Annotated in this window: 35 protein-coding genes; 2 read left to right on the top strand and 33 right to left on the bottom strand. The window is 60.2% G+C overall.

Annotation, left to right across the window (positions count from 1 at the left end; translation table 11 throughout):
- Window positions 1–231 precede the first annotated feature (231 nt).
- Together coaA and mscL are read left to right on the top strand one after the other, a co-directional pair.
- Window positions 232–1188 carry a type I pantothenate kinase gene (gene coaA, locus B9Y51_RS07165; RefSeq protein WP_082156854.1) on the top strand — a complete coding sequence of 319 codons (957 nt, stop codon included), beginning with the start codon at window positions 232–234 and terminating at the stop codon, window positions 1186–1188.
- Between the two features lie 127 nt (window positions 1189–1315).
- Window positions 1316–1741: a large conductance mechanosensitive channel protein MscL gene (gene mscL, locus B9Y51_RS07160; protein ID WP_048682677.1), complete on the top strand. Its 426-nt coding sequence runs from the start codon at window positions 1316–1318 to the stop codon at window positions 1739–1741.
- Between the two features lie 69 nt (window positions 1742–1810).
- Here mscL and glmM read toward each other — a convergent pair whose 3' ends face one another.
- The 33 genes from glmM to rplD form a co-directional block, all read right to left on the bottom strand.
- On the bottom strand, window positions 1811–3169 hold the full coding sequence (gene glmM / locus B9Y51_RS07155; protein WP_085529253.1) for a phosphoglucosamine mutase: 1359 nt from the start codon (window positions 3167–3169) through the stop codon (window positions 1811–1813).
- A gap of 20 nt (window positions 3170–3189) precedes the next feature.
- Complete coding sequence (gene ppk2, locus B9Y51_RS07150) at window positions 3190–4179, bottom strand: polyphosphate kinase 2 (protein WP_082156855.1); 990 nt, start codon at window positions 4177–4179, stop codon at window positions 3190–3192.
- Window positions 4180–4432: 253 nt separating this feature from the next.
- Entirely contained in the window at window positions 4433–4936 is a 504-nt protein-coding gene (gene rpsI, locus B9Y51_RS07145; RefSeq protein ID WP_048682683.1) for a 30S ribosomal protein S9, read from the bottom strand.
- Between the two features lie 32 nt (window positions 4937–4968).
- Window positions 4969–5412 (bottom strand): 50S ribosomal protein L13, encoded by a 444-nt coding sequence (gene rplM / locus B9Y51_RS07140; RefSeq protein WP_048682686.1) that lies wholly within the window; start codon window positions 5410–5412, stop codon window positions 4969–4971.
- Between the two features lie 288 nt (window positions 5413–5700).
- Window positions 5701–6717, bottom strand: a complete 1017-nt coding sequence (locus B9Y51_RS07135; RefSeq protein ID WP_085529252.1) for a tRNA pseudouridine synthase A — start codon at window positions 6715–6717, stop codon at window positions 5701–5703.
- Window positions 6718–6824: 107 nt separating this feature from the next.
- Window positions 6825–7532: a 50S ribosomal protein L17, sunset domain variant gene (gene rplQ, locus B9Y51_RS07130; protein WP_085529251.1), complete on the bottom strand. Its 708-nt coding sequence runs from the start codon at window positions 7530–7532 to the stop codon at window positions 6825–6827.
- A gap of 96 nt (window positions 7533–7628) precedes the next feature.
- Window positions 7629–8636, bottom strand: coding sequence for a DNA-directed RNA polymerase subunit alpha (locus tag B9Y51_RS07125; protein WP_048682691.1), 1008 nt, complete (start codon window positions 8634–8636; stop codon window positions 7629–7631).
- A 173-nt stretch (window positions 8637–8809) separates the two neighbouring features.
- Window positions 8810–9214 carry a 30S ribosomal protein S11 gene (gene rpsK, locus B9Y51_RS07120; RefSeq protein WP_048682694.1) on the bottom strand — a complete coding sequence of 135 codons (405 nt, stop codon included), beginning with the start codon at window positions 9212–9214 and terminating at the stop codon, window positions 8810–8812.
- A 28-nt stretch (window positions 9215–9242) separates the two neighbouring features.
- Window positions 9243–9611: a 30S ribosomal protein S13 gene (gene rpsM, locus B9Y51_RS07115; RefSeq protein WP_048682695.1), complete on the bottom strand. Its 369-nt coding sequence runs from the start codon at window positions 9609–9611 to the stop codon at window positions 9243–9245.
- 154 nt (window positions 9612–9765) lie between these two features.
- On the bottom strand, window positions 9766–9879 hold the full coding sequence (rpmJ, locus tag B9Y51_RS07110) for a 50S ribosomal protein L36 (protein WP_030014999.1): 114 nt from the start codon (window positions 9877–9879) through the stop codon (window positions 9766–9768).
- A 133-nt stretch (window positions 9880–10012) separates the two neighbouring features.
- A complete protein-coding gene (infA, locus tag B9Y51_RS07105; RefSeq protein ID WP_030015001.1) occupies window positions 10013–10234 on the bottom strand; it encodes a translation initiation factor IF-1 in 222 nt (73 codons plus the stop codon).
- Between the two features lie 236 nt (window positions 10235–10470).
- Window positions 10471–11646 (bottom strand): dual-specificity RNA methyltransferase RlmN, encoded by a 1176-nt coding sequence (rlmN, locus tag B9Y51_RS07100; protein WP_048682703.1) that lies wholly within the window; start codon window positions 11644–11646, stop codon window positions 10471–10473.
- 31 nt (window positions 11647–11677) lie between these two features.
- Window positions 11678–12505: a type I methionyl aminopeptidase gene (gene map, locus B9Y51_RS07095; protein ID WP_085529250.1), complete on the bottom strand. Its 828-nt coding sequence runs from the start codon at window positions 12503–12505 to the stop codon at window positions 11678–11680.
- A 123-nt stretch (window positions 12506–12628) separates the two neighbouring features.
- Window positions 12629–13192 (bottom strand): adenylate kinase, encoded by a 564-nt coding sequence (locus B9Y51_RS07090; protein ID WP_085529249.1) that lies wholly within the window; start codon window positions 13190–13192, stop codon window positions 12629–12631.
- Entirely contained in the window at window positions 13189–14499 is a 1311-nt protein-coding gene (secY, locus tag B9Y51_RS07085) for a preprotein translocase subunit SecY (protein WP_085529248.1), read from the bottom strand. Before secY ends, B9Y51_RS07090 begins: the two co-directional genes overlap by 4 nt.
- 235 nt (window positions 14500–14734) lie before the next feature.
- Window positions 14735–15205 carry a 50S ribosomal protein L15 gene (rplO, locus tag B9Y51_RS07080; RefSeq protein WP_085529247.1) on the bottom strand — a complete coding sequence of 157 codons (471 nt, stop codon included), beginning with the start codon at window positions 15203–15205 and terminating at the stop codon, window positions 14735–14737.
- Between the two features lie 2 nt (window positions 15206–15207).
- On the bottom strand, window positions 15208–15417 hold the full coding sequence (rpmD, locus tag B9Y51_RS07075) for a 50S ribosomal protein L30 (RefSeq protein ID WP_048682716.1): 210 nt from the start codon (window positions 15415–15417) through the stop codon (window positions 15208–15210).
- Complete coding sequence (gene rpsE / locus B9Y51_RS07070) at window positions 15417–16127, bottom strand: 30S ribosomal protein S5 (RefSeq protein WP_030015011.1); 711 nt, start codon at window positions 16125–16127, stop codon at window positions 15417–15419. The genes rpmD and rpsE overlap by 1 nt, the downstream gene beginning before the upstream one ends.
- The gene (rplR, locus tag B9Y51_RS07065) at window positions 16124–16486 is read right to left on the bottom strand and encodes a 50S ribosomal protein L18 (RefSeq protein WP_048682719.1); all 363 of its coding nucleotides are present in this window, start codon (window positions 16484–16486) and stop codon (window positions 16124–16126) included. The genes rpsE and rplR overlap by 4 nt, the downstream gene beginning before the upstream one ends.
- Before the next feature lie 2 nt (window positions 16487–16488).
- Window positions 16489–17025: a 50S ribosomal protein L6 gene (gene rplF / locus B9Y51_RS07060; RefSeq protein ID WP_048682722.1), complete on the bottom strand. Its 537-nt coding sequence runs from the start codon at window positions 17023–17025 to the stop codon at window positions 16489–16491.
- 27 nt (window positions 17026–17052) lie between these two features.
- On the bottom strand, window positions 17053–17451 hold the full coding sequence (rpsH, locus tag B9Y51_RS07055; protein WP_048682726.1) for a 30S ribosomal protein S8: 399 nt from the start codon (window positions 17449–17451) through the stop codon (window positions 17053–17055).
- A gap of 70 nt (window positions 17452–17521) precedes the next feature.
- Window positions 17522–18082, bottom strand: coding sequence for a 50S ribosomal protein L5 (gene rplE / locus B9Y51_RS07050; RefSeq protein WP_030015016.1), 561 nt, complete (start codon window positions 18080–18082; stop codon window positions 17522–17524).
- Window positions 18082–18417 carry a 50S ribosomal protein L24 gene (rplX, locus tag B9Y51_RS07045; protein WP_048682729.1) on the bottom strand — a complete coding sequence of 112 codons (336 nt, stop codon included), beginning with the start codon at window positions 18415–18417 and terminating at the stop codon, window positions 18082–18084. Before rplX ends, rplE begins: the two co-directional genes overlap by 1 nt.
- Before the next feature lie 3 nt (window positions 18418–18420).
- Window positions 18421–18792 (bottom strand): 50S ribosomal protein L14, encoded by a 372-nt coding sequence (gene rplN / locus B9Y51_RS07040; RefSeq protein ID WP_048682733.1) that lies wholly within the window; start codon window positions 18790–18792, stop codon window positions 18421–18423.
- Window positions 18793–19312: 520 nt separating this feature from the next.
- The gene (gene rpsQ / locus B9Y51_RS07035; RefSeq protein WP_048682737.1) at window positions 19313–19585 is read right to left on the bottom strand and encodes a 30S ribosomal protein S17; all 273 of its coding nucleotides are present in this window, start codon (window positions 19583–19585) and stop codon (window positions 19313–19315) included.
- Window positions 19582–19908: a 50S ribosomal protein L29 gene (gene rpmC, locus B9Y51_RS07030; protein WP_048682739.1), complete on the bottom strand. Its 327-nt coding sequence runs from the start codon at window positions 19906–19908 to the stop codon at window positions 19582–19584. The genes rpsQ and rpmC overlap by 4 nt, the downstream gene beginning before the upstream one ends.
- Window positions 19909–19910: 2 nt before the next feature.
- The gene (rplP, locus tag B9Y51_RS07025; RefSeq protein ID WP_030015032.1) at window positions 19911–20327 is read right to left on the bottom strand and encodes a 50S ribosomal protein L16; all 417 of its coding nucleotides are present in this window, start codon (window positions 20325–20327) and stop codon (window positions 19911–19913) included.
- Window positions 20328–21158 carry a 30S ribosomal protein S3 gene (gene rpsC, locus B9Y51_RS07020; RefSeq protein ID WP_048682741.1) on the bottom strand — a complete coding sequence of 277 codons (831 nt, stop codon included), beginning with the start codon at window positions 21156–21158 and terminating at the stop codon, window positions 20328–20330. It abuts the gene before it with no gap.
- A complete protein-coding gene (rplV, locus tag B9Y51_RS07015; protein ID WP_030015036.1) occupies window positions 21159–21524 on the bottom strand; it encodes a 50S ribosomal protein L22 in 366 nt (121 codons plus the stop codon).
- A 58-nt stretch (window positions 21525–21582) separates the two neighbouring features.
- The gene (gene rpsS / locus B9Y51_RS07010; RefSeq protein ID WP_048682744.1) at window positions 21583–21864 is read right to left on the bottom strand and encodes a 30S ribosomal protein S19; all 282 of its coding nucleotides are present in this window, start codon (window positions 21862–21864) and stop codon (window positions 21583–21585) included.
- 12 nt (window positions 21865–21876) lie between these two features.
- Window positions 21877–22716: a 50S ribosomal protein L2 gene (rplB, locus tag B9Y51_RS07005; protein WP_085529246.1), complete on the bottom strand. Its 840-nt coding sequence runs from the start codon at window positions 22714–22716 to the stop codon at window positions 21877–21879.
- A 34-nt stretch (window positions 22717–22750) separates the two neighbouring features.
- Window positions 22751–23053, bottom strand: a complete 303-nt coding sequence (gene rplW, locus B9Y51_RS07000) for a 50S ribosomal protein L23 (RefSeq protein ID WP_048682749.1) — start codon at window positions 23051–23053, stop codon at window positions 22751–22753.
- Complete coding sequence (gene rplD / locus B9Y51_RS06995) at window positions 23050–23673, bottom strand: 50S ribosomal protein L4 (protein WP_048682752.1); 624 nt, start codon at window positions 23671–23673, stop codon at window positions 23050–23052. The genes rplW and rplD overlap by 4 nt, the downstream gene beginning before the upstream one ends.
- Window positions 23674–23677: the final 4 nt, after the last annotated feature.

The following is a 23677-nucleotide window of genomic DNA, read 5'->3' as shown; positions in this document are numbered from 1 at the left end:
AGGGCTCACTTACTCCGAACCGGGAAAGTATCCCGGAGCGTCGGCGTCTATGCGGCGACCGGCGAAATCGAATTCAGTGATACGTCACGGTAGGGAGCGCACGAGATGACTCGAAGGACCCCCGACCTTGGATACAGCATATAGCTAATTGTGACCACATTTGGTGCGTTGTTCCTTCTCATGGGCCCCGTCAATTCGAATTCCCGGTACCCGGGTCGTAAACTTCGAGAAATGACCCATCTGACGGCGATCTCTCGCACCTCACCTTTCGTGTCATTGGACCGGGAAACGTGGTCCAGACTCTCGGATGAGATCGAAGTCCCCCTCTCCCCCGAGGAGATCGAGCAGCTCCGCGGGCTTGGCGAGACCCTCGATGTTGAGGAAGTCCGCCAGGTCTACTTGCCGCTCTCGCGGCTGCTCAATCTCTATGCCAACTCCGTTGGCGAACTCAATCAGCAAACCAACCGGTTCCTGCACGAGGATCACCAACGCACACCCTTCGTGATCGGCGTCGCCGGATCGGTGGCCGCCGGAAAGTCCACCACCGCTCGTCTTCTGCGAGCCTTGATGAGCCGCTGGCCCACCACTCCGAATGTTCAGCTGGTCACGACCGACGGATTCCTCTACCCCAATGCCGAGCTCGAGGCCCGCGGACTGATGCAGCGCAAAGGATTTCCCGAATCCTACGACCGCCGAGCCCTGTTGCGATTCGTCTCCGAGATTAAGTCCGGCTCCCCCGTGGTCACCGCACCCAAGTACTCGCACATGACCTATGACATTCTCGAAGACGACGAAACGGTGGTCACCCGGCCGGATGTCCTCATCGTCGAGGGCCTCAACGTGCTGGCCCCGGCGCAATTGCGCCCCGACGACACGGCTGCCCTCGCCCTCAGCGACTTCTTCGATTTCTCGATTTACGTCGATGCCCGCACGAGCGACATCGAGAATTGGTATGTCGAACGGTTCCTTAAACTTCGGAGCTCAGCCTTCACGGATCCCGAGTCCTATTTCCGCAAGTACGCGGACCTTTCCGACGACGAGGCCCGCACCACGGCACTCGACATCTGGCGGCGCATTAACGAACCCAACCTCGTACACAACGTCCGGCCAACCAGAGGACGCGCCAAGCTGATCCTCTCCAAGGACGCCGATCACTCGACCCGACGGGTATTGCTTCGAAAGAATTAGTCCTTTTCCATACCACCCCGTATTTATTGAATTTTTGAACTCTTTCTGCCCTTTCTTCACCTAAGCAACCGACATTCTCGACAAATTTCCTTTCCTTTTGCTCCATAGATCTGTGTAGGATGTCGATATGCTTAAAGGTTTCAAAGAATTCATCATGCGGGGCAACGTCATCGACCTCGCGGTCGGTGTCATCATCGGTGGCGCGTTCAGCACCGTCGTGACGGCCCTCGTTAATTCCGTCATCATGCCGGCCATCTCGATGTTGTTCCGTGCGCCCAACTTCGATTCATTCCTGGCCTTTGGCGACGTCAAGGTCGGCGTCTTCCTGACCGCCGTCGTGAACTTCTTGCTGGTCGCAGGCGCCCTGTACTTCTGCATTGTCATGCCGATCAATGCGATGAATGCGCGTCGTGCCAAGAAGCTGGGTCTGGAAGAGGAAGACGAGACCGAGCCCGAGGTCGCGTTGCTTACCGAGATTCGTGACGCCCTGCTGGCCAATAAGAACGTCACCGGTGCCGATTCCTACATCGACCCCGAAAACACCACGAAGTAACTACCCGCCGCGTTAAACGACGAGGGGCCCGCACCAGTTGGTGCGGGCCCCTCGTCGTGTGCCTACGTTTTAGAGCGCAAGTTCCTGGGCCACGACCTTGGCCAAACGCTCGGCATGTCGATCAACCGTCGGCTGGTCAGGTCCTTCAACCATCACGCGCACCAATGGCTCCGTCCCGGAAGGCCGCAACAGCACACGACCTTGGGCACCCAGCTCGGCTTCGACGGCCTGAACCTCCGCCTGAACCACGGCATTCGTGTTCGCCGAGACTTTGTCCACCTCGGGAACATTGATCATGGTTTGAGGCGCCCGTTCGAACCGGTGTGCGAGCGACGAGAGGGCAAGGCCGGTTCGATTAATTTCTGCGGCCAAATGCAATCCCGTGAGAATGCCGTCCCCCGTGGTCGCATAGTCGCTCATGATCACGTGACCCGACTGTTCGCCACCCAGGGAGTAACCGTTTTCCTTCATCGCCTCGAGCACGTACCGGTCCCCCACTTTGGTGCGGATCATTGAAATGCCCTCCGCGGCCAGGAACTGCTCCATGCCAAGGTTCGTCATGACCGTGGTGACCAGGGTGTTGTCCTTGAGCTTCCCGGCATCGCGGCGTGCAATGGCGAGGATCGACATGATGGTGTCACCATCGACAACCTCTCCGCGTTCGTCCACCGCGAGGCAACGATCCGCGTCGCCGTCGTGTGCGATGCCGAGGTCGGCTCCCAGCTCTTTGACCTTCGCCTGAAGCCCACTCAAATGCGTCGAACCGACGCCGTCGTTGATGTTGGTTCCGCTGGGCTCGGCGGCCACCACATGGACCTTGGCACCCGCGATGTGGAAGGCGTCCGGAGAACACCCGGAGGCGGCACCGTTCGCGCAGTCCAGAACAATCGTCAGGCCTTCGAGAGCCATCCGCCCCGGCAACGTCGAGAGCAGGTGCGTCACGTAACGGTCTTCGGCATCCGCAAAGCGGGAAATCCGGCCTACTTCTCCCCCGTCGGGATAGCGGAAATCCTTGGCGTGATACACCTTTTCGATGCGATCCTCGATCTCGTCGGGCAGCTTTTTGCCTCCACGAGCGAGGAACTTAATCCCATTGTCGTAAAACGGGTTGTGTGAGGCGGAAACCATCACCCCGAAATCGGCTTCGAGATCCGCAATCAAGTACGCCGCGGCCGGGGTCGGAAGCATACCGGCGTCGTAAACGTCGACGCCGGATGACGCGAGGCCAGCCATAATGGCGGCGCCAATGAATTCACCACTCACTCGAGAATCATGAGCAATCACAGCTTTGGGCCGAGTTCCCTCAGCGACTTGATCAAATCCCAAGACCTGAGCAGCCGCCTGTGCCAACTCCAAGGAGGACAGGGCGCTCATCTTGTCGCTGTTTGCGCGGGCTCGTACGCCGTCGGTTCCAAATAATCTAGACATCGTTGGTCATTCTACGCACTTCACTGGTCGATATCGGACTTGACTACCGGAAACCCTTCTGGGTTGTGTTGTTCTTCCTCGAAAACCTCCGTCGCCGGACCCACAATCAATTTGTCGGGCGTGCCCACGACGTCGTGATCCTTATTCGGGTAATCGAATTGCGACAAAACATAGCGCATGGCTTCCAGGCGGGCCCGCTTTTTGTCGTTGGACTTCACAATCGTCCACGGTGCGTCGCCGGTGTTGGTATAGAAAAACATGGCTTCTTTGGCCTCGGTATAGTCATCCCATTTATCCAGGGACGCGAGGTCTGTGGGTGAAAGTTTCCACTGACGCACGGGATCGGTCCGGCGCGCCTCGAATCGGGCGATCTGCTCGGCCCGAGTCACGGAGAACCAAAACTTGATGAGGTGAATTCCGGAGTTAACGAGCATTCTCTCCAGCTCAGGGGCCTGACGCATGAATTCGTAATACTGATGCGGCGTGCAGTACCCCATGACGCGTTCCACACCGGCGCGGTTGTACCAGGAACGGTCCATCAACACGATCTCGCCCCCGGACGGAAGGTGCTGAATATATCGCTGAAAGTACCACTGGGTCTGTTCGATTTCGGTCGGCTTTTCGAGCGCGACGACGCGGGAACCGCGCGGATTCAGGTGCTCCATGAACCTCTTGATCGATCCGCCTTTGCCTGCGGCGTCCCGGCCTTCGAAAATCAACAAGATCTTTTGGCCGGATTCTTTAACCCACAGTTGCAACTTGAGAAGCTCGATCTGCAAAGAACGCTTGGTGCGTTCATATTCCTTGCGCTTGAGCTTTTCGTCGTAGGGATAATCGATGCTCCACACATCCGAGGCAGAGTGTTCCTGATGCAATCGATGCGTGAGCGATGCGATCTCATCGAGCTCGGCCGCGTAGTCCTCCGTGACGGACCGTCGACGGGCTTCCTTCTTCAACGCGTGGTCGACCGCAGGAGTTTCCTCCTGTCCGGGCTTCGTTTTTCCGACCATGACTCGTGCGGCCTGACGGCTCCGTTCCGAGGGGCGCTTACCTTGCTTGGGCTGTCCGTTTTTCGGCTCTCGAGGCTCCGTGGCCTCAACGGTCCGATCGGATTCTTGCACTCCGGTGTGATCATTGTGGGCAGACACCGCAAACTCCTTCTCATCGGCATCAACCTCCTCATTTTATCCCGAAGAGCCCTCGCTTAAACGACGAACCCCTCCACGCGTGATGCGTAGAGGGGTTCGGGCAGAACCGGGCGAATTAACGCTTGGAGAACTGCGAAGCCTTGCGGGCCTTCTTGAGACCGGCCTTCTTGCGCTCGATGACGCGAGCATCACGAGTCAAGAAGCCTGCCTTCTTGAGAGCCGGACGGTTGTTCTCGAGATCGATCTCGTTCAGCGCACGGGCAACGCCGAGACGCATGGCGCCGGCCTGGCCGGAAGGGCCACCACCGTGCACGCGGGCGATGACGTCGTAGGAACCCTCAAGCTCGAGGAGCTTGAACGGATCGTTGACTTCCTGCTGGTGCAGCTTATTCGGGAAGTAGACATCCAGCTCGCGGCCGTTGACGCTCCACTTACCGGAACCGGGAACCACGCGGACGCGGGCGATAGCCTGCTTGCGACGTCCCACAGCTGCGCCGGAAACGGTGAGGGCCGGACGCTCAACGGGAGCGGCAGCCGAAACGGTCTCGGTGGACTCGGAGGTGTACGAGGTCATCTCCTCGCCCTCGGGGTTGATCTGGTCTTCAGTATTCTGAGCCACGATTTCTCCTTGTAGTTTCTTCGTAGGCCCGATTACTGGGCGATCTGGTCAAATTCGTAGGTCTTCGGCTGCTGAGCAGCGTGGGGGTGCTCGGCACCCGCGTAGACCTTGAGCTTCTTGATCTGCTCGGCGGCCAGCTTGTTCTTGGGCAACATGCCCTTAACAGCCTTCTCGACGGCCTTGGTCGGGTTCTTGTCGAGCAGCTCCATGTAGGACACGGAACGAAGGCCACCCGGGTAACCGGTGTGACGGTAGGCCCGCTTCTTCTCGAGCTTGGCGCCGGTCAAGGCAACCTTCTCTGCATTGATGATGATGACGAAGTCACCGGTGTCCACGTTAGGAGCAAAGGTCGGCTTGTGCTTGCCGCGCAGCAGTGTTGCGGTCTGGCTGGCAAGACGACCCAGGACAACGTCGGTGGCGTCGATGACATGCCACTGGCGATCGATGTCGCCGGGCTTCGGAGTGTACGTACGCACGTTAATTTGCCTTCGTGTCGGAATTACTTCATTGGCGCTAGTTGGGTTTCGCGCCAGGTCAGGTGCGCTCGAAGGGGTCTGGGTGAGGGCCAGACAACATCCGTTCCGTCCCGAAGTCTCGCCGCCCTCATCATCCATAGGCCCTGCAACTGGGCGAATGATCCGGGCGCATGAACCGAGGTGGGACACGCACAACAGCTAGTAACTATACCCAAGTAGCCAGCCTTAATCCACAGCTGTGGGAATCCGCGGCGCGAGATGCCCCACATCTTCGGAGCTACCGTGGCTTTAAGCGGGGCCTTCAGACCGTTTGGCTCGGGTTTGCCGCGCCCTTTCGGCCCATTGCAGCGGGTCTTCCGGGTACCGCACACTTTCGAGGACCAGCCCCTCCGGCGGCGCAAGACGAACCGAGGAGTCCCTAATGGGATCCTCCAGGCGCGAGTCCAGCCACGCCATATCTCTCTTCCCCTCCGCAACCAGCAGGCAAGAGCCCACCATCGCTCGAACCATGTTGTGACAGAACGCATCCGCGCTGATCCGGGCCTCAATCAGACCGGTGGACGTTCTGTCGAAAGTCACCGAACGGACGTCACGCACCGTCGTCGCACCCTCACGGGGCTTGCAGAAGGACAGGAAATCGTGGAGGCCCACCAACCGCTCCCCTGCTGCGTTGAGGGTCTCAAGGCTCAGTCGAGACTTGGCCCAGTACGACGTGGTCCGGTTCAGCGGCGATTGATGGTCCAGACCATCCGCAATTCGATACACGTACGATCGGGACAGTGCCGAGAAGCGCGCATCGAAGCCGACGTCGACTCTTTGGGCCTTCCAGACCAAAATGGCACCCACAGCGTGCGACGGTGCACCCGGGCGCAACGGCGGAAAAGCGCGAGAAAGAATCCGGGTGAGCGCCCCATTCGCCTTCCTCACCAGGGACGACGACGGGTCATCCGTACCGGGCCCATCCGGCCCTCGACGCCCTGGGAGATTCCGCCAGACGTCCCCAGGCATATCGACATGGACGACTTGATGGTCGGCGTGAACTCCGGCGTCGGTGCGTCCGGCTACCGTCAACTTGATCGGACGCCGTAAGACGAGGCTGAGGGCTTCCTCCAGACAGCCTTCCACCGTCACAAGGCCAGGCTGCTTCGCCCAGCCCGAAAAGGGGCCGCCGTCGTAGCCGAAATCGAGTCTGACACGGACTCGCTCCTCGGCGTCCCGCGCCGAGATGCCCTCGACCACAGCGCCGAGGGGGTGGCCCGATTCCGCCTGCCCTGAGCGCCCCGGCTCCCGTCGACCGTCCGTCATTGCTTCTCCTTGCTCCACTCGACCCACAGCCTCTACAGAATACTCAAGCCCCGCTCACCACATAGGTGAACGGGGCTTGAGTGGTAACGCTACTCGAGAACGACCTCTTACTCGGAGACCTTCTGAGCGGCGGCGCCGCCGGCCGGTGCGTAACCGGCCGCGATGGCGGAGTCCGCGGTGTCGAACCAGATCTCGGCGCGGGTGTTTTCATACCAGCGCGAACCGGGAACGTGGTACTTCATCGAATCGCGGTTGCCCTTGATCTGGAAGCCCTCGGGAGCCTCGCCGGACTCCAAAGGAGCGTGCGAACCGGCGGGGAGATCCGAAGCGGGAACTTCCTCAGCGGCGGGCTCTTCAGCGGCGGGCTCTTCGACGACGGGTGCCTCAGTTGCCTGGTTCGAAGCGGCGGCGGCGTTAGCGGCCTGAGTCGCCTCGTTGACAACCGACTTGGACGCGACCGGCTCCATGACGAGCTCGATAACGGCCATCGGGGCGTTGTCGCCCGAACGGTAACCGATCTTGGTAATGCGGGTGTATCCACCGGGACGCTCGGCCATGGCCGGGGCGATGGTGGTGAACAGCTCGTGCACCACGGACTTGTCCGTGAGGCTACGCATCACGCGACGGCGAGCGGCGAGGTCTCCACGCTTGGCGAACGTGATGAGACGCTCGGCAACCGGGCGGAGACGCTTGGCCTTGGTCACCGTGGTGGTGATGCGCTTGTGCTCGAAGAGCTGCTGGGACATGTTCGCCAGAATCAGGCGCTGGTGCGAGGGGCTACCGCCGAGGCGCGGCCCCTTGGTGGGAGTAGGCATATGACTGTTTCTCCAGTGGTCACGGTTCCCGCTTTAGGATCTCGCGGGGACCAAAGATTGTGGTGTGAATTGTGGTCGGCTCGTTGCCGTCCGACGTTAGAACGACTCTTCCTCTTCGCTCTCTTCGTCCTCAGCGGCGCGTGCCGCAAGGTCGAATCCGGCGGGCGAATCCTTGAGCGACATCCCCAACTCAGCCAGCTTGTCCTTGACCTCGTCGATGGACTTGGCACCGAAGTTTCGGATGTCCATCAAATCGGCTTCGGAACGAGTCACGAGCTCACCCACGGTGTGGATGCCCTCGCGCTTGAGGCAGTTGTACGAACGCACGGACATGTCGAGGTCCTCGATGGGCAACGCCATATCAGCGGCCATCGACTCGTCGGCGGGCGACGGTCCAACCTCAATGCCTTCAGCTTCAGTATTGAGCTCACGGGCCAAACCGAAGAGCTCAACCAGGGTGCTACCGGCGGAGGCCACGGCATCGCGCGGGGCGATGGCTTCCTTGGTCTCGACGTCGAGCACGAGGCTGTCGAAGTCGGTACGCTGCTCCACACGGGTTGCCGCGACGCGGAAGGTCACCTTGAGAACCGGCGAATAGATGGAGTCAACCGGAATCCGGCCGATCTCCGATTCACCGGCACCGACCTTATTCTGCGAGGCAGACACGTAACCGCGTCCACGCTCGATGGTCAGCTCGGCGTTGAAGGATCCCTTGGCGTTGAGGGTCGCGATGTGCAGCTCCGGGTTATGGATCTCCACACCGGCGGGCACCTCAATGTCCGCCGCGGTCAACTCGCCCGGGCCCTGCTTGCGCAGGTAGGCGATGACCGGCTCGTCGTTCTCCGAAGAGACCGAGAGCTGCTTGATGTTCAGGATGATCTCGGTGACATCTTCCTTCACACCGTCCACGGTGGAGAACTCGTGCAGTACACCGTCGATACGGATACTGGTCACGGCTGCACCGGGGATGGAGGACAAAAGCGTGCGACGCAGGGAGTTACCCAGCGTGTAGCCGAATCCGGGTTCGAGAGGCGAGATCGTGAAGCGCGAGCGGTGATTCTCGACGACTTCTTCACTCAGGGAGGGGCGCTGTGCAATGAGCACTGATGTTTCCTTTCAGCGAGCATCCGCTATATGACGCAACACAGGTTGGGGAAAACAAGGGATGAAGGGGCCGCGGTTGCGGCACCCGGATAGTTTGTGGTCGTTGGCCACAAACCCCCAGGCTTGCGATTCCCACTCGGGAGACACCAGCCTGGTGAACGGCAACGCCTCTATTAGACGCGGCGACGCTTCGGGGGGCGGCAACCGTTGTGCGCGCTCGGGGTGACGTCCGAAATGGAGCCAACCTCGAGGCCAGTGGCCTGAAGGGAACGGATGGCGGTCTCGCGACCGGAACCGGGACCCTTGACGAACACGTCGACCTTGCGCACGCCGTGCTCCTGAGCACGCTTGGCGGCGGTCTCCGCAGCCATCTGAGCGGCGTAAGGGGTCGACTTACGCGAACCCTTGAAGCCCATCTCACCGGCGGAAGACCAGGAGATCACAGCACCCGAGGGGTCAGTGATCGAAACGATGGTGTTGTTGAACGTCGACTTGATATGCGCCTGACCGGCGGCAATGTTCTTTTTGTCCTTGCGGCGGGGCTTACGAGCGGCCGCAGCACGTGTCTTTGGGGGCATTGAATACTTCTCCTACGCGAAAGGGTGCTTACTTCTTCTTACCGGCGACCGTGCGCTTCGGGCCCTTGCGGGTGCGAGCGTTGGTCTTGGTGCGCTGGCCGTGAACGGGAAGACCGCGGCGGTGGCGAAGTCCCTGGTAGCTACCGATTTCAACCTTGCGGCGGATATCGGCGGCCACCTCGCGGCGGAGGTCACCCTCAACCTTGAAGTTGCCTTCGATGTAGTCGCGCAGCTGCACGAGCTGGGCGTCGGAAAGGTCCTTGACGCGAATGTCCGGGCTGACGCCGGTCGCTGCCAAGGCTTCGTCGGCACGGGTCTTACCCACGCCATAGATGTACGTGAGAGCAATTTCCACGCGCTTTTCGCGGGGAAGATCTACTCCTGCGAGACGAGCCATAGTGGCGGTTCTCCTTGTAGTTGATCCAGAGGTTTGTGGCATCGCTTCCCGGGTTTCCCCGGTCTCCGGCCTCTGTATCCGGAGGTGTCCCACTGATGGGGAGCGGTACCTTGTGTGATGTGCCGACCAAAGCCGGCGTGCGTCGAACGGGCTATTAGCCCTGACGCTGCTTGTGGCGCGGGTTACTGCAGATAACCATGACCACGCCGTGGCGGCGGATCACTTTGCAGCTATCGCAGATCGGCTTCACGCTCGGCTGAACCTTCATCGCATTCCTTTGCGTTGTTGCAACTTGTAGTTGTTCCGGGTCCCGGGTGTTACTCCAGTTCCCTTTCACGCAGACAGGCACCACCCATTCGGGTAGCGCCCTTCACACGCCGCGCGAGGCGGCGACATGAGATCTACTTGTAGCGGTAGACGATGCGACCACGCGACAGATCGTACGGAGAGAGTTCAACAACAACCCGATCCTCAGGGAGGATGCGGATGTAGTGCTGACGCATCTTTCCGGAGATGTGTGCAAGAACCTTGTGGCCATTGTCCAGCTCCACACGGAACATAGCGTTGGGCAGGGCTTCCACCACTGCGCCTTCAATCTCGATTACGCCGTCTTTCTTGGCCATATCCTCCGCTAACGTCGGTGCCACGCACGGTGCGCGCGAGGCATGCTTTTGATTCTTTCCGCTCGTCCGAGCACTAAAACACACGGACGGCAGACACAACCAACAGTCAAGTGTACGCCATACCCCGCTGTAAGTTAACCCAGAATTCCGGAACTGCCCCCTGTGACGTTAGTCGCCGTGGTAGTGTCCGGGTTTGCTCCTCGACACGCGGGCAGGAGGGCGAAACGTCATCCCTGCTAACTTGCGGCAGCCAGCTGACCGCAGGCGCCGTCAATATCGGAGCCACGGGTGTCTCGAACCGTGGTGGGAATGCCATGCGCGCGCAGTCTCTCCACGAAGTTCTGTTCGACACCAGGTCGCGACGCCGTCCATTTTGAACCGGGAGTTGGGTTCAGCGGAATCGGGTTAACGTGCACCCAACCCCGGCCACGCTGGGCAAGTTTCTTGCCGAGAAGGTCCGCCCGCCACCCTTGGTCATTGATGTCGCGGATGAGCGCGTATTCGATGGAAACGCGCCGCCCGGTCTGGCGGTAGTAGTCATACGCAGCGTCCAGGGCCTCGTCGACCTTCCACCGGTTATTGATCGGGATGAGCTCATCACGCAATTCGTCATCAGGCGCGTGCAAAGACAATGCCAGAGTCACCGGAAGGTTCTCTTGGGTGAACTTATACATGCCCGGAACGAGTCCGACGGTCGACATCGTAATGCCACGAGCCGAAATGCCCATCCCTTCAGAAGGCGCATCGATGAGTCGATGAACAGCGCCCAACGATGACTTGTAATTCGCGAGGGCCTCCCCCATGCCCATGAACACGATGTTGGAAATCCTCAACGGTTTCGTTTCCTCGGGACCGTCCTCGGCGCCTTCCAAGCCCTTCATGTTCTTGACCATACGGGCGCCCGCCACAACCTGCTCAACGATTTCTGCGGTGGACAGGTTGCGAGTCAGTCCGGCCTGGCCCGTCGCGCAGAAGGGGCAGTTCATGCCGCAACCGGCTTGGGAAGAGATACACATGGTGACACGGTTCGAGTACCGCATGATCACGGATTCGACGAGCGCGCCATCGAAGAGACGGTGCACCATCTTTAGGGTGTCGCCACCATCGGCTTCTAAGGTATTGACGGTGGTCAATAGGGTGGGCATGGCTTCAGCAACCATGTCGGCACGGGAGGCCGCCGGGAGATCGGTCATCTCCTCGGGATCGGTCACGAGCCTTTCGAAGTAGTGCTTGGAAAGCTGCGTGGCTCGGAACGGTTCATAGCCGAGTTCTTTGAGGAACTCCTTACGCCCCTTCAGGTCGAAATCCGCGATGTGGCGCGGAGGTTTCCCACGGCGTGGTGCTTTGAGGAGAATCTTTCCAGGTTCCGGCCGCGTCGTGATTTCGACCGGCGTCGACGTCTCTGAGGACATGATGAGGCCCCTACTTCCTGTGTGCGTGTGGTCAGTCGGGAATGGGGGCGACGGTAACCCCGAGCGGTCCAAGTTCCGAAGCGCCGCCGTCTTCTGCGGTCAGCACCCAGATCCCGTCCCGATGAAAAGCGACCGAGTGTTCCCATTGGCTGGCGTGAGAGCCATCCACGGTCTTGACGGTCCAGTCGTCGTCGAGGGTCACGGTCTCCGTTGATCCTGTCACAAGCATCGGTTCGATGGCCAGGGCCATTCCCGGCTTGAGTTTGGGACCCAGGTCGCGGGCTCGGTAGTTCAAGACGTCAGGCGCCATGTGCATTTGGGTTCCAATGCCGTGACCTACGAAATCTTCAATAATGCCGTAGGTCCCGCCCGACTCTTGCCGAACAAACGCCTCAATGGCGTTGCCGATCTCCCCTACCCGCTCGGCACGAGCCGCTACAGCGATACCGCGCCACATGGCCGCACGAGTCATTTCGGAGAGATCTCGGTCCTCCCGCGAAGCGTTTCCGACCAAAACGGTCCGGGCGGAATCACCGTGCCACCCGTCGACGATCGCTCCCCCGTCAATCGAGATGATGTCCCCATCGGCCAGCGGCTCGTCGTTAGGGATTCCGTGCACGACGACGTCGTTAGGCGAGGCGCACACGGTTGCTGGGTAGCCGTAATACCCCAAGAAGTTGGAACTCGCACCGTGGCTCTCCAAGACTTCACGGAAGGCCCGGTCGATGTCTAGGGTGCTGGCCCCCACCGCCGTGGCTGACACCGCGGCGTCCAGTGCGCGAGAGGTGACCACACCTGCACGCACCATCTTCCGGAGTTGATCGTTCGTTTTGTACTCGATCTTTCGTCGGCCGAACATTCCGCACTTCCTTGTAGCCAGGGGTTGAGTTGGGCGGACCGTGTGCCGCCCGGGAAAAGCAGGGGCCCCCGACATGGTGGTCGGGGGCCCGCCAAAAAGCATTCTCAGGGAACGCGACGAAAACTACCGAACAGCCGACAGAAGGCGCTCGGTGACCTCATCGATCGTGCCGAGGCCGTCAACGCGGGTCACGATGCCCCGGGCCTCATAGACATCGACGATCGGCTCCGTTTCGGATGCGTAGACATCGAGACGGTGGCGAATCACGTCCTCGGTGTCGTCGCTACGGCCCTGTTCGGCCGCGCGACCCAACAGCCGCTGGACGAGCTCCTCGTTGTCGGCGGTCAGCAAGAGGACGCCGTCAATCTTCTGGCCGAGGTCAGTGAGGATGACGTCGAGCTCCTCCACCTGCGCCACGTTTCGGGGGTAACCGTCCAGAAGGAATCCGTTGGCGGCATCCGACTGCGCCAGGCGATCCCGAACCATGCGGTTGGTGACCGAGTCAGGCACCAGGTTGCCCGCATCGATGTACTGCTTCGCTTCCCGACCAAGATCCGTCTGCTCTTTGATATTTGAGCGGAAGATGTCCCCCGTGGAAATCGCCGGGATGGACAGCTCCTCTGAGATCTTGGAGGCCTGAGTACCTTTACCGGCCCCGGGAGGGCCAATGATGAGCAATCGATTCATCCTAGGAGTCCTTCATAGTGTCGTTGTTGCAACTGCGCGTCGATCTGCTTGATCGTATCCAATCCGACGCCGACCACGATCAGCAACGAGGTACCGCCAAACGGGAAATTCTGATTGGCGTTGAACATGACCAACGCGATCAACGGAATGAGCGCCACGATTCCCAGATACAACGAACCGGGCAACGTAATGCGGTTGAGCACGTAAGCAAGGTACCGCTCTGTGGGACGTCCTGCACGAATGCCGGGGATAAATCCGCCGTACTTCTTCATGTTGTCGGAGACTTCCTGCGGGTTGAACGTGATCGACACGTAGAAGTACGCAAAGGCCACGATGAGCAGGAAGTACGCGATCATGTAGATCGGATGATCGCCCTTGACGAGGTTCGCGTTAATCCAGTTGACCCACTCCGGCGGCGGCGTGCCATCCTTCGGCGTCGAGAACTGTGCGAGGAGTCCGGGCAGCATCAGGAGGGAGGACGAGAAGATCACGGGGATCACGCCGGCCATGTTGACCTTCAACGGGATGTACGTGGTGGTGCCTCCGATGGTGCGACGTCCCACCATGCGCTTGGCGTACTGAACAGGGATTCGTCGCTGCGACTGTTCCACGTAAACCACGGCAATGATCACGACGAGTCCGATGGCAAGGATGGCCGCAAAGACGCCCCAACCTTGGGTCTTGAAGATCTGTCCGAGGGCTGTGGGGAAAGAGGCCGCAATCGACGTGAAAATCAGCAACGACATACCGTTGCCGACGCCGCGTTCAGTGATCTGCTCGCCGAGCCACATGATGATGCCGGTTCCCGCCGTCAGCGTCACGATGATGAGGATGATCATCAAAATCGAGTCGTCAGGGATCACGGGCAACGGGCAATTCCCCAGCAAAGCGCCGGAACGTGCCAGTGAAATGATGGTGGTTGCGTTCAACAGCGCCAGGCCGATCGTCAAGTATCGCGTGTACTGCGTCAGCTTCTGCTGGCCTTGGCCACCCTCCTCATGGAGCTCCTGGAACCTGGGGATGACCACGCGCAGAAGTTGAACAATGATCGACGCCGTAATGTACGGCATGACGCCCAAGGCGAAAATCGAAAGCTGGAGGAGCGCTCCACCGCTAAAGAGGTTGACCATGTCGTAGATACCACCGGTGGTACCGCCCATGGCGATGCACTGCTGCACGTTCCCGTAGTCGACACCCGGCGCCGGAATGAAGGTTCCGGCACGGTAGATCACGATGACCGCGAGGGTAAACAGCAGCTTGCGTCGTAGATCGGGGGTCTTGAACGCCCGTCCGAAAGCGCCGAGCACTTGGCCTCCTGTAAAAGTTTATTCCTATGGAAATCAACAACCGACTCGCATCGAGACGGGATGACCCCACTAGTCCTTGGTCAGTCTAACGGCATTACGGTCCTGGCACCCGATTCTGTGAGCCAGCCCGCGGAATGTTCCGAAAGGCCAACCGACGCGACAAGGTCCCTCCCCTGTGTTCGGGAAGGGACCTTGTTGCTATGAAAAGTCGCTGAGCACTAGCTCAACTTCGATTCTACTTGCCGGTGACGGTCACGGTGCCGCCGGCAGCCTCAATCTTCTCCGCCGCGGAGGTGGAGAATTTATCGGCCGTGACGTTGACCTTGACGGTCAATTCACCCTGACCGAGAACCTTGACCGGCTGGTTCTTGCGAACCGCACCCTTGGCCACGAGGTTCTCGACGGTGACGTCGCCACCTTCGGGGAACAGCTCCGAGATGCGCTCCAGGTTAACCACCTGGTACTCAACACGGAACGGGTTCTTGAAGCCACGGAGCTTCGGAAGGCGCATGTGCAACGGAAGCTGCCCACCTTCGAAGCCTGCCTTGACCTGGTAACGAGCCTTGGTGCCCTTGGTTCCTCGGCCTGCGGTCTTACCCTTCGATCCCTCACCGCGACCCACGCGGGTCTTAGCCTTATGGGATCCCTGAGCGGGACGCAGGTCGTGGAGCTTGATGGCCTGGCGTTCTTCGTTCGTATCTGCCATTTTTACTTGACCTCCTCAACCTTCACGAGGTGAGCGACGGTGTTGACCATACCGCAGGTCACCGGATCGGCGGTGCGAACAACCTTGTTGCCCGGACGCTTGAGTCCCAGTGAGCGCAGGGTGTCGCGCATGTTCTGCTTCTGGCCAACGTAGGACTTCAACTGCGTGATCTCCAGCTTGGAATCGCTGGGCTGAATACGCTTTCCGGTCATTACGCACCTGCCTTTTCATCGCGCAGCAGGTAGCTCGGGATAACCTCGTCGTTCGGCAGACCACGGCGGGCCGCAACGGCAACGGGCTCTTCGAGCATACGCAGGGCCTCAATGGCCGCGTGCACGATATTGATCTGGTTCGAGGAACCGAGGGACTTGGACAGCACGTCGTGGATACCCGCACACTCGAGTACCGCACGCACCGGACCACCGGCGATAACACCGGTACCAGCGGTAGCGGGACGGAGCATAACGACACCTGCGGCCGCTTCACCCTGCACACGGTGCGGGATCGTGCGGTCTTCGACGCGGGGCACGCGGAAGAAGTTCTTCTTTGCTTCCTCGACACCCTTGGAAATAGCCGAGGGAACTTCCTTGGCCTTTCCGTAGCCGACGCCGACCAAACCGTTACCGTCGCCTACGACGACGAGAGCGGTGAAGCTGAAGCGACGGCCGCCCTTGACGACCTTCGAGACGCGGTTGATGGTGACAACCTTCTCGATGTACTTGTCCTTCTCCTCGTCGCGGCCGCCACGTCCACCGCGGCCTCCGCGATCGTTGCGGTCATTGCGACCACGGCCGCCGCGTTCACCGCGGTTGCCGCCGCGACGGTCGTCGCGCTTCGAGGAGTTCTCGGTCTCGGAGTTCTCAGTTGCAGCGTTGTTCTCTGCCACCTGATTTTCCTTTTCGTTTGCAGTCTGCTCGCTCACAGTGCCAGCCCACCTTCCCGGGCGCCTTCAGCAACAGCGGCCACGCGGCCGTGGTACTTGTTGCCGCCACGATCGAATACAACGGACTCGACGCCCGCAGCCTTGGCACGTTCGGCGATCAATTCACCGACGCGCTTGGCCTTTGCGGTCTTGTCCATATCGGTTGCGGAACGCAACTCGGCTTCCAGCGTGGAAGCCGAGGCCAGCGTGTTGCCCTGGGCGTCGTCGATGACCTGCACGAACATGTGCTTGGTCGAACGGAACACCGAGAGACGGGGACGCGCCGCGGTACCGGAGACGTGCTTGCGAACGCGCGCGTGGCGGCGCTTGCGAGCAGCGAACTTCGTCTTGTTAGCCATGTTTACTTACCAGCCTTTCCGACCTTGCGGCGGATCTGCTCGCCCTCGTAGCGAACACCCTTGCCCTTATAGGGATCGGGAGCGCGGAGGCTGCGGATGTTGGCGGCCACCTGGCCGACCTGCTGCTTGTGAATACCCGAGACGGTGAGCTTGTTGTTGCCCTCAACCGTGAAGGTGATTCCTTCGGGAGCCTTCACAGACACAGGGTGGCTGTAGCCCAGCGCGAACTCGAGGTCCGAGCCCTTTGCCAGAACGCGGTAACCGGTACCAACGATCTCGAGCTTCTTGTTGTAGCCCTGAGAAACGCCGATGATCATGTTGTTGATCAGCGTGCGGCTCAAGCCATGGAGCGAGCGGGACTCGCGTTCATCGTCGGGACGATTGACGGTGAGGGTGTCGCCGTCGAGAGTGACGGTGATCGGCGAAGCGATCTCCTGGGAGAGCTCTCCCTTGGGACCCTTCACGCTCACGAGGGAGCCGTCGATCTTTACCTCAACACCAGCCGGCACCGAGATGGGGAGACGTCCAATACGTGACATTCTTCTCTTCCTTTCTCTTGTGACCGACTACCAGACGTAGGCGAGGACTTCGCCGCCCACGCCCTTCTTGGAAGCCTGCTTGTCGGTAAGCAGTCCCGAAGAGGTGGACAGGATGGCGATGCCGAGTCCACCGAGAACCTGAGGAAGGTTGGTGGACTTCGCGTAAACGCGCAGGCCCGGCTTGGAAATGCGGCGAACACCAGCAATGGAATTCTCGCGGTTCGGACCGAACTTGAGCTCGAGGGTCAAGGTCTTACCGACCTGAGCCTCTTCCTCGTGCCAATCCTTGATGTAGCCCTCGGCCTTGAGGATGTCAGCGATCCGGCCTTTGAGCTTGGAGTACGGCATGGACACAGAATCGTGATGTGCCGAATTTGCGTTGCGCAGACGCGTCAGCATGTCTGCGACAGGATCTGTCATGGTCATGTGGGCACTAGCCCTTCCTCGTCACGGTTTCCGATCCCCGGAAGCCGGGGGCGGACCTGAAACGTAGCAGTTAGTTGGTCTTGAACGGGAAGCCGAGCTGGCGAAGCAGCGCGCGACCCTCGTCGTCGGTCTTGGCGGTCGTGACCACGGTGATGTCCATGCCACGCACGCGGTCGATCGCGTCCTGATCGATTTCGTGGAACATCGACTGTTCGGTCAGACCGAACGTGTAGTTCCCGTTGCCGTCAAACTGGCGATCCGACAAGCCGCGGAAGTCGCGGATGCGGGGCAATGCCAGAGAAATCAGGCGGTCCAGGAATTCCCACATGCGGTCTCCACGCAGGGTCGTGTGGCAGCCAATGGGCTGACCCTCACGCAGCTTGAACTGCGCGATCGACTTCTTGGCGCGGGTGACCTGGGGCTTCTGACCCGTGATGAGGGTCAGATCCTTGACGGCCGAATCGATGAGCTTGGAATCGCGCGCGGCGTCTCCAACACCCATGTTGACGACGACCTTGACGAGCTTCGGGGACTGCATCGGGTTCCCATAGGAGAACTCGCTCTGCAGTGCCGGAACAACCTCGTCCTTGAACTTGGTCTTGAGGCGGGGGGTGATCTTGGTTTCGGTCATTAGAGGTCCTTACCCGAGCTCTTGGACACGCGCACGCGAACGGTGCGGGTGCGTCCGTCTCGCTCAACGGTCTCTTCGCGGTGGCCAACGCGGCTAGGCTTCTTGGTCTCGGGATCAACGATCGCAACGTTGGAAACGTGGATCGATGCTTCAACCTTCTGAATGCCGCCACCCTCACCGGTGTTCGGGTTGGCCTTGGTGTGCTTGGTGACAACCTTGACGCCCTCGACGAGAACGCGGTTGGTCTCGGGGAATACCTTCAGGACCTTGCCCTGCTTGCCCTTATCGGAACCTGAAATGACCTGTACCAGGTCACCGCTCTTGATCTTAGCCATAAGTTAGAGCACCTCCGGAGCAAGCGAAATGATCTTCATGAACTTCTTATCGCGGAGCTCGCGCCCAACCGGCCCGAAGATACGGGTACCGCGGGGCTCGCCGTCGGTGTTCTTGAGGATCACTGCTGAGTTCTCGTTGAACTTGATGTAAGAGCCGTCCGAGCGACGGGTCTCCTTCTTGGTGCGAACGATGACGGCCTTGACGACGTCACCCTTCTTGACGTTTCCGCCAGGAATTGCGTCCTTGACGGTGGCGACGATGATGTCGCCAATACCTGCGTAGCGACGGCCAGATCCACCGAGAATGCGAATGGCAAGGATTTCCTTGGCACCCGTGTTGTCGGCAACCTTCAGCCGTGACTCCTGCTGAATCACTAGTTACTCCTGTCGTCTCACCGGTTCTCACGCCGCCGGTAGGTCATGCCTACTCGCTCGCCGTGGGCCTTGCGGAACAGCTGGTCGGGGTTGATGACGCACCGTTTCCCCGTGTCGTCACCCAGTGAGGCACTGCCTGGCTAGGTGATCGAGGGTCAGCGGTACGCCTAGGAATTCTTCATGCCAGGAACATCGTGAACCGCCGGCTACTTTGCCATCCATGGCTCATGCCCGCGTCATTATGCACTGGCACGGAAGAATTCCGTGGAACATGTGCGAATTTCGCTCCACATGACGTCGCACGAGGCAACGCACAGTGGGCACGAAAAGTCCACACAAGGTCAATACTTTACCACGCAATTTGCCCATGGCATAGGGGCCCTTGGCCTACCACTAGTGACTCTGCTCATGCATTCGTACGGCCTGATCTCACCAGCCGTTGTGCACGCAGAAGGGCACACAAAGGCCCCTCCCCGAGTGACGGGAAGGGGCCTTTGATCATGAGATCACAGCTCGCTTTTTACTTAGCGCGCTCCAAGATCTCGACGATGCGCCAGCGCTTGGAAGCCGACAGGGGTCGGGTCTCCATGATGCGCACGAAGTCACCAACACCGGCGGTGTTCTGCTCGTCGTGCGCCTTCACTTTGTTGCTGCGACGCATGACCTTGCCGTACAGGCCGTGCTTGACGTGATCTTCCACCTCGACGACGACCGTCTTGTCCATTTTGTCGGACACGACGAAGCCGCGACGGGTCTTGCGGAGATTACGCTCTTCCGTCTTCTGTTCACTCACTTGGCATCACCTTCGGTAGCGCTAGCCTTCTCGGCCTTCTTCGCTGCCTTTGCAGCCTTCTTATCGGCCTTCTTGTCAGAGGCGTCACCGGCAGGCGTTGCCTCGGGGCGGATGCCCAATTCACGCTCACGCAGCACCGTGTAGATGCGTGCGATATCGCGCTTGACAGCCGCGAAGCGACCTGCATTCTGGAGTTGCCCCGTGGCCTTTTGGAAACGGAGGTTGAACAACTCTTCCTTGGACGAACGCAGCTTCTCGGTGAGGGCCCCGTTATCCAGCTCAGCGAGCTGATCGATCGAGAGATCCTTGGATCCTACTGCCATTTCTATTCACCACCTTCGCGACGCACGATGCGTGCCTTCATGGGGAGCTTGTGGATTGCCAGGCGAAGCGCCTCTTTAGCGACTTCGTCGCTGACGCCACCCAGTTCAAAGACAACGCGACCGGGCTTGACGTTGGCGACCCACCACTCGGGGGAACCCTTACCGGAACCCATGCGGGTTTCGGCAGGCTTCTTGGTCAGCGGGCGGTCCGGGAAGATGTTGATCCAGACCTTACCGCCACGCTTGATGTAGCGGGTCATGGCGATACGAGCAGCCTCGATCTGGCGGTTGGTCACATACGCGGGTGCCAACGCCTGAACGCCCCAGTCACCGAAGGTCACGGTGGTGCCGCCCTTGGCGACGCCGCTACGCTTCGGGTGGTGCTGCTTGCGGTATTTTACGCGACGGGGAATCAGCATTTATGCCTCACCGTTTTCTGCAGTCTTGGCTTCGGCCGCCGGAGCTTCCGAAGCGCCATTCTGCTGCTCGTTGCGTCCACCGCGACGACCGGCTCCACCGGCGTTACGACGACGACGCTCGCCACCACCGGGGCGGCGATCGTTGTTACCGCGGCGGTTACCCTGCGCGGCCTGCTGAGCAGCAAGTTCCTTATCAGTCAAGTCACCCTTGTAGATCCACACCTTGACACCGATGCGACCGAAGGTGGTCTTGGCCTCGAAGAAGCCGTAATCGATGTTGGCGCGAAGGGTGTGCAGCGGCACGCGACCCTCTCGGTAGAACTCCGAGCGGGACATTTCCGCGCCGCCAAGACGACCCGAGCACTGAATACGGATGCCCTTGGCTCCGGCCCGCTCTGCGGACTGGATGGCCTTCTTCATCGCGCGGCGGAAAGCCACACGCGAAGCGAGCTGCTCCGCAACACCCTGAGCTACAAGCTGGGCGTTGACCTCGGGGTTCGAAACCTCAAGGATGTTCAGCTGGATCTGCTTGCCGGTGAGCTTCTCGAGCTCGCCGCGGATGCGATCAGCTTCGGCGCCACGGCGGCCGATGACGATACCGGGGCGTGCGGTGTGAATATCCACACGGACACGGTCACGGGTACGCTCGATCTCGACGTTGGCGATGCCGGCGCGCTCCATGCCGTTCGACATGAGCTCACGGATCTTCACGTCCTCGCGGATGAAGTCCTTGTAGCGCTGGCCTTCCTTGTTGGAGTCAGCGAACCAGTGTGACTTGTGGTCCGTGGTGATCCCCAGTCGGAATCCGTGCGGGTTGATTTTCTGTCCCACTTAGCGGTCCTCCTCGTTCTCCGGGGTAGCGAGCACCACGGTGATGTGGCTGGTTCGCTTGTTGATGCGGTATGCACGACCCTGAGCACGCGGCTGGAACCGCTTCATGGTCGGGCCTTCGTCCACGTACGCTTCGCTGATGAAGAGTTCTTCTTCTTTGTAAGCGACGCTGTCGCGATCCGCGAGCTGGCGGGCATTTGCCACAGCCGACTCGACGATCTTGAAGACCGGTTCCGAAGCGCCCTGCGGGGCAAACTTCAGAATCGCCAGTGCCTCATTCGCCTGCTTGCCACGAATCAGGTTGACGACGCGCCGGGCCTTCATAGGCGTCACGCGAACGTAGCGCGCAGATGCCTTGGCTTCCATTGCCTATCTCTCTTTCGTCTTATGCCGAAGAGTGAACGTTGCTAGTCGGTTTCCCGACTTAGCGACGCTTACCCTTGCGGTCGTCCTTCACATGGCCGCGGAAAGTCCGCGTGGGAGCGAATTCGCCGAGCTTGTGCCCGACCATCGACTCGGTGATGAACACGGGGACGTGCTTGCGTCCGTCATGCACGGCAATCGTGTGCCCGAGCATGTCGGGGATGATCATCGAGCGACGGGACCACGTCTTGATGACGTTCTTGCTGCCCTTATCGTTCTGAGCGGCTACCTTCAGGAAGAGGTGCTGGTCGACGAAAGGGCCCTTTTTCAAACTACGAGGCATGTTTCAGGCTCCTTAGCGCTTGTTCTTGCCAGTACGACGACGACGCACAATGAGCTTGTCGCTTTCCTTGTTGGGGCGACGGGTGCGTCCCTCGGGCTTGCCGTTCGGGTTGACGGGGTGACGACCACCGGACGTCTTGCCCTCGCCACCACCGTGGGGGTGATCGACGGGGTTCATGACGACACCGCGGACGGTCGGGCGGATGCCCTTCCAGCGGTTACGGCCGGCCTTGCCCCAGTTGATGTTGGTCTGCTCGGCGTTGCCGACCTCGCCAATCGTCGCGCGGCAACGAACGTCAACGTTGCGGATCTCGCCGGAGGGCAAACGGAGCTGGCCGTACTTGCCTTCCTTAGCAACGAGCTGCACGGAAGCGCCTGCGGAGCGAGCCAACTTGGCACCGCCACCGGGACGTAGTTCAACGGCGTGGATCACGGTACCGACGGGGATATTCCGCAACGGCAAGTTATTGCCGGGCTTGATATCCGCATTCGGACCGGATTCGACGACGTCGCCCTGCTTCAAGCGATTCGGGGCAACGATGTAACGCTTAGCGCCATCGACATAGTGCAGGAGCGCGATGCGCGCCGTGCGGTTGGGATCGTATTCGATGTGTGCGACGCGAGCATTCACGCCGTCCTTGTCGTGACGACGGAAATCGATCAAACGGTAGGCCCGCTTGTGTCCGCCGCCCTTGTGACGGGTAGTGATGCGACCGCTGTTGTTGCGTCCACCGGTCTTAGAGAGCGGGCGGATCAACGACTTTTCGGGAGTCGCACGCGTGATTTCTGCAAAGTCGGCAACGCTCGAACCGCGACGGCCCGGCGTTATCGGCTTGTATTTACGGATAGCCATAATTTAGTTCCTCGTTAAAGTGGTCTCCGCGGCGCTAGGCCTGCGGACCGCCGAAGATATCGATGGTGCCTTCGCGCAGGGTCACAATCGCACGCTTGGTGTTCTTGCGGGAGCCCCAGCCGAAGCGCGTGCGCTTCCGCTTGCCGGCACGGTTGATGGTGTTGACGGTCGAAACCTTGACGCCGAAGATACGCTCCACGGCATCCTTGATTTCCGACTTATTCGAACGGGTATCGACCTCGAAGGTGTACTTACCTTCGTCGATCAACCCGTAGCTCTTCTCCGAAACGACAGGCGCAATGATGACGTCGCGGGGATCCTTGATGGTGGCGCTCACTTGGCGTCCTCCTGGTTCTTTCCAGCCTTGCTGGCGAATGCCACAAATACGTCGTACGCATCCTTGGTGAAGACCACGTCGTCGGCGCGCAACACGTCGTAAGTGTTGAGCTGATCGGCGTACAGTACGTGGGCAAACTCGAGGTTGCGGACGGACAGGGCGACGTTATCTTCCTTGCGGTCGATAACCACCAGCACCTTATTGCGAGAGGTGAGGTCCCTCAGGGCTGCCTTGGCTGCCTTGGTGGAGATCTCCTCGACGAGCGAGCTGACCACATGGATGCGGCCATGGTTCGCGCGATCGGAGAGAGCACCGCGGAGAGCCGCGGCCTTCATCTTCTTGGGGGTGCGCTGCGAGTAGTCACGCGGCACGGGGCCGTGAACGACGCCACCGCCGGTGTGCTGCGGCATACGGACCGAACCCTGACGGGCACGGCCGGTGCCCTTCTGCTTGAACGGCTTGCGGCCCGAACCAGCGACCTCGCCGCGGTTCTTCGCCTTGTGCGTACCCTGGCGGGCAGCGGCCAACTGGGCGATGACGACCTGGTGCATCAACGCCTCATTGGGCTCAACACCGAAGACATCGGCCGGCAGGTCGACCTTAACGGTTTCAGTAGCCATTGGA

Source organism: Kocuria massiliensis (assembly GCF_900169715.1).
GTDB classification, from domain to species: Bacteria; Actinomycetota; Actinomycetes; order Actinomycetales; family Micrococcaceae; genus Rothia; species Rothia massiliensis.
The sequence above is the reverse complement of the archived record's forward strand: the minus strand, read 5'-3'. Positions and strand labels throughout refer to the sequence as shown.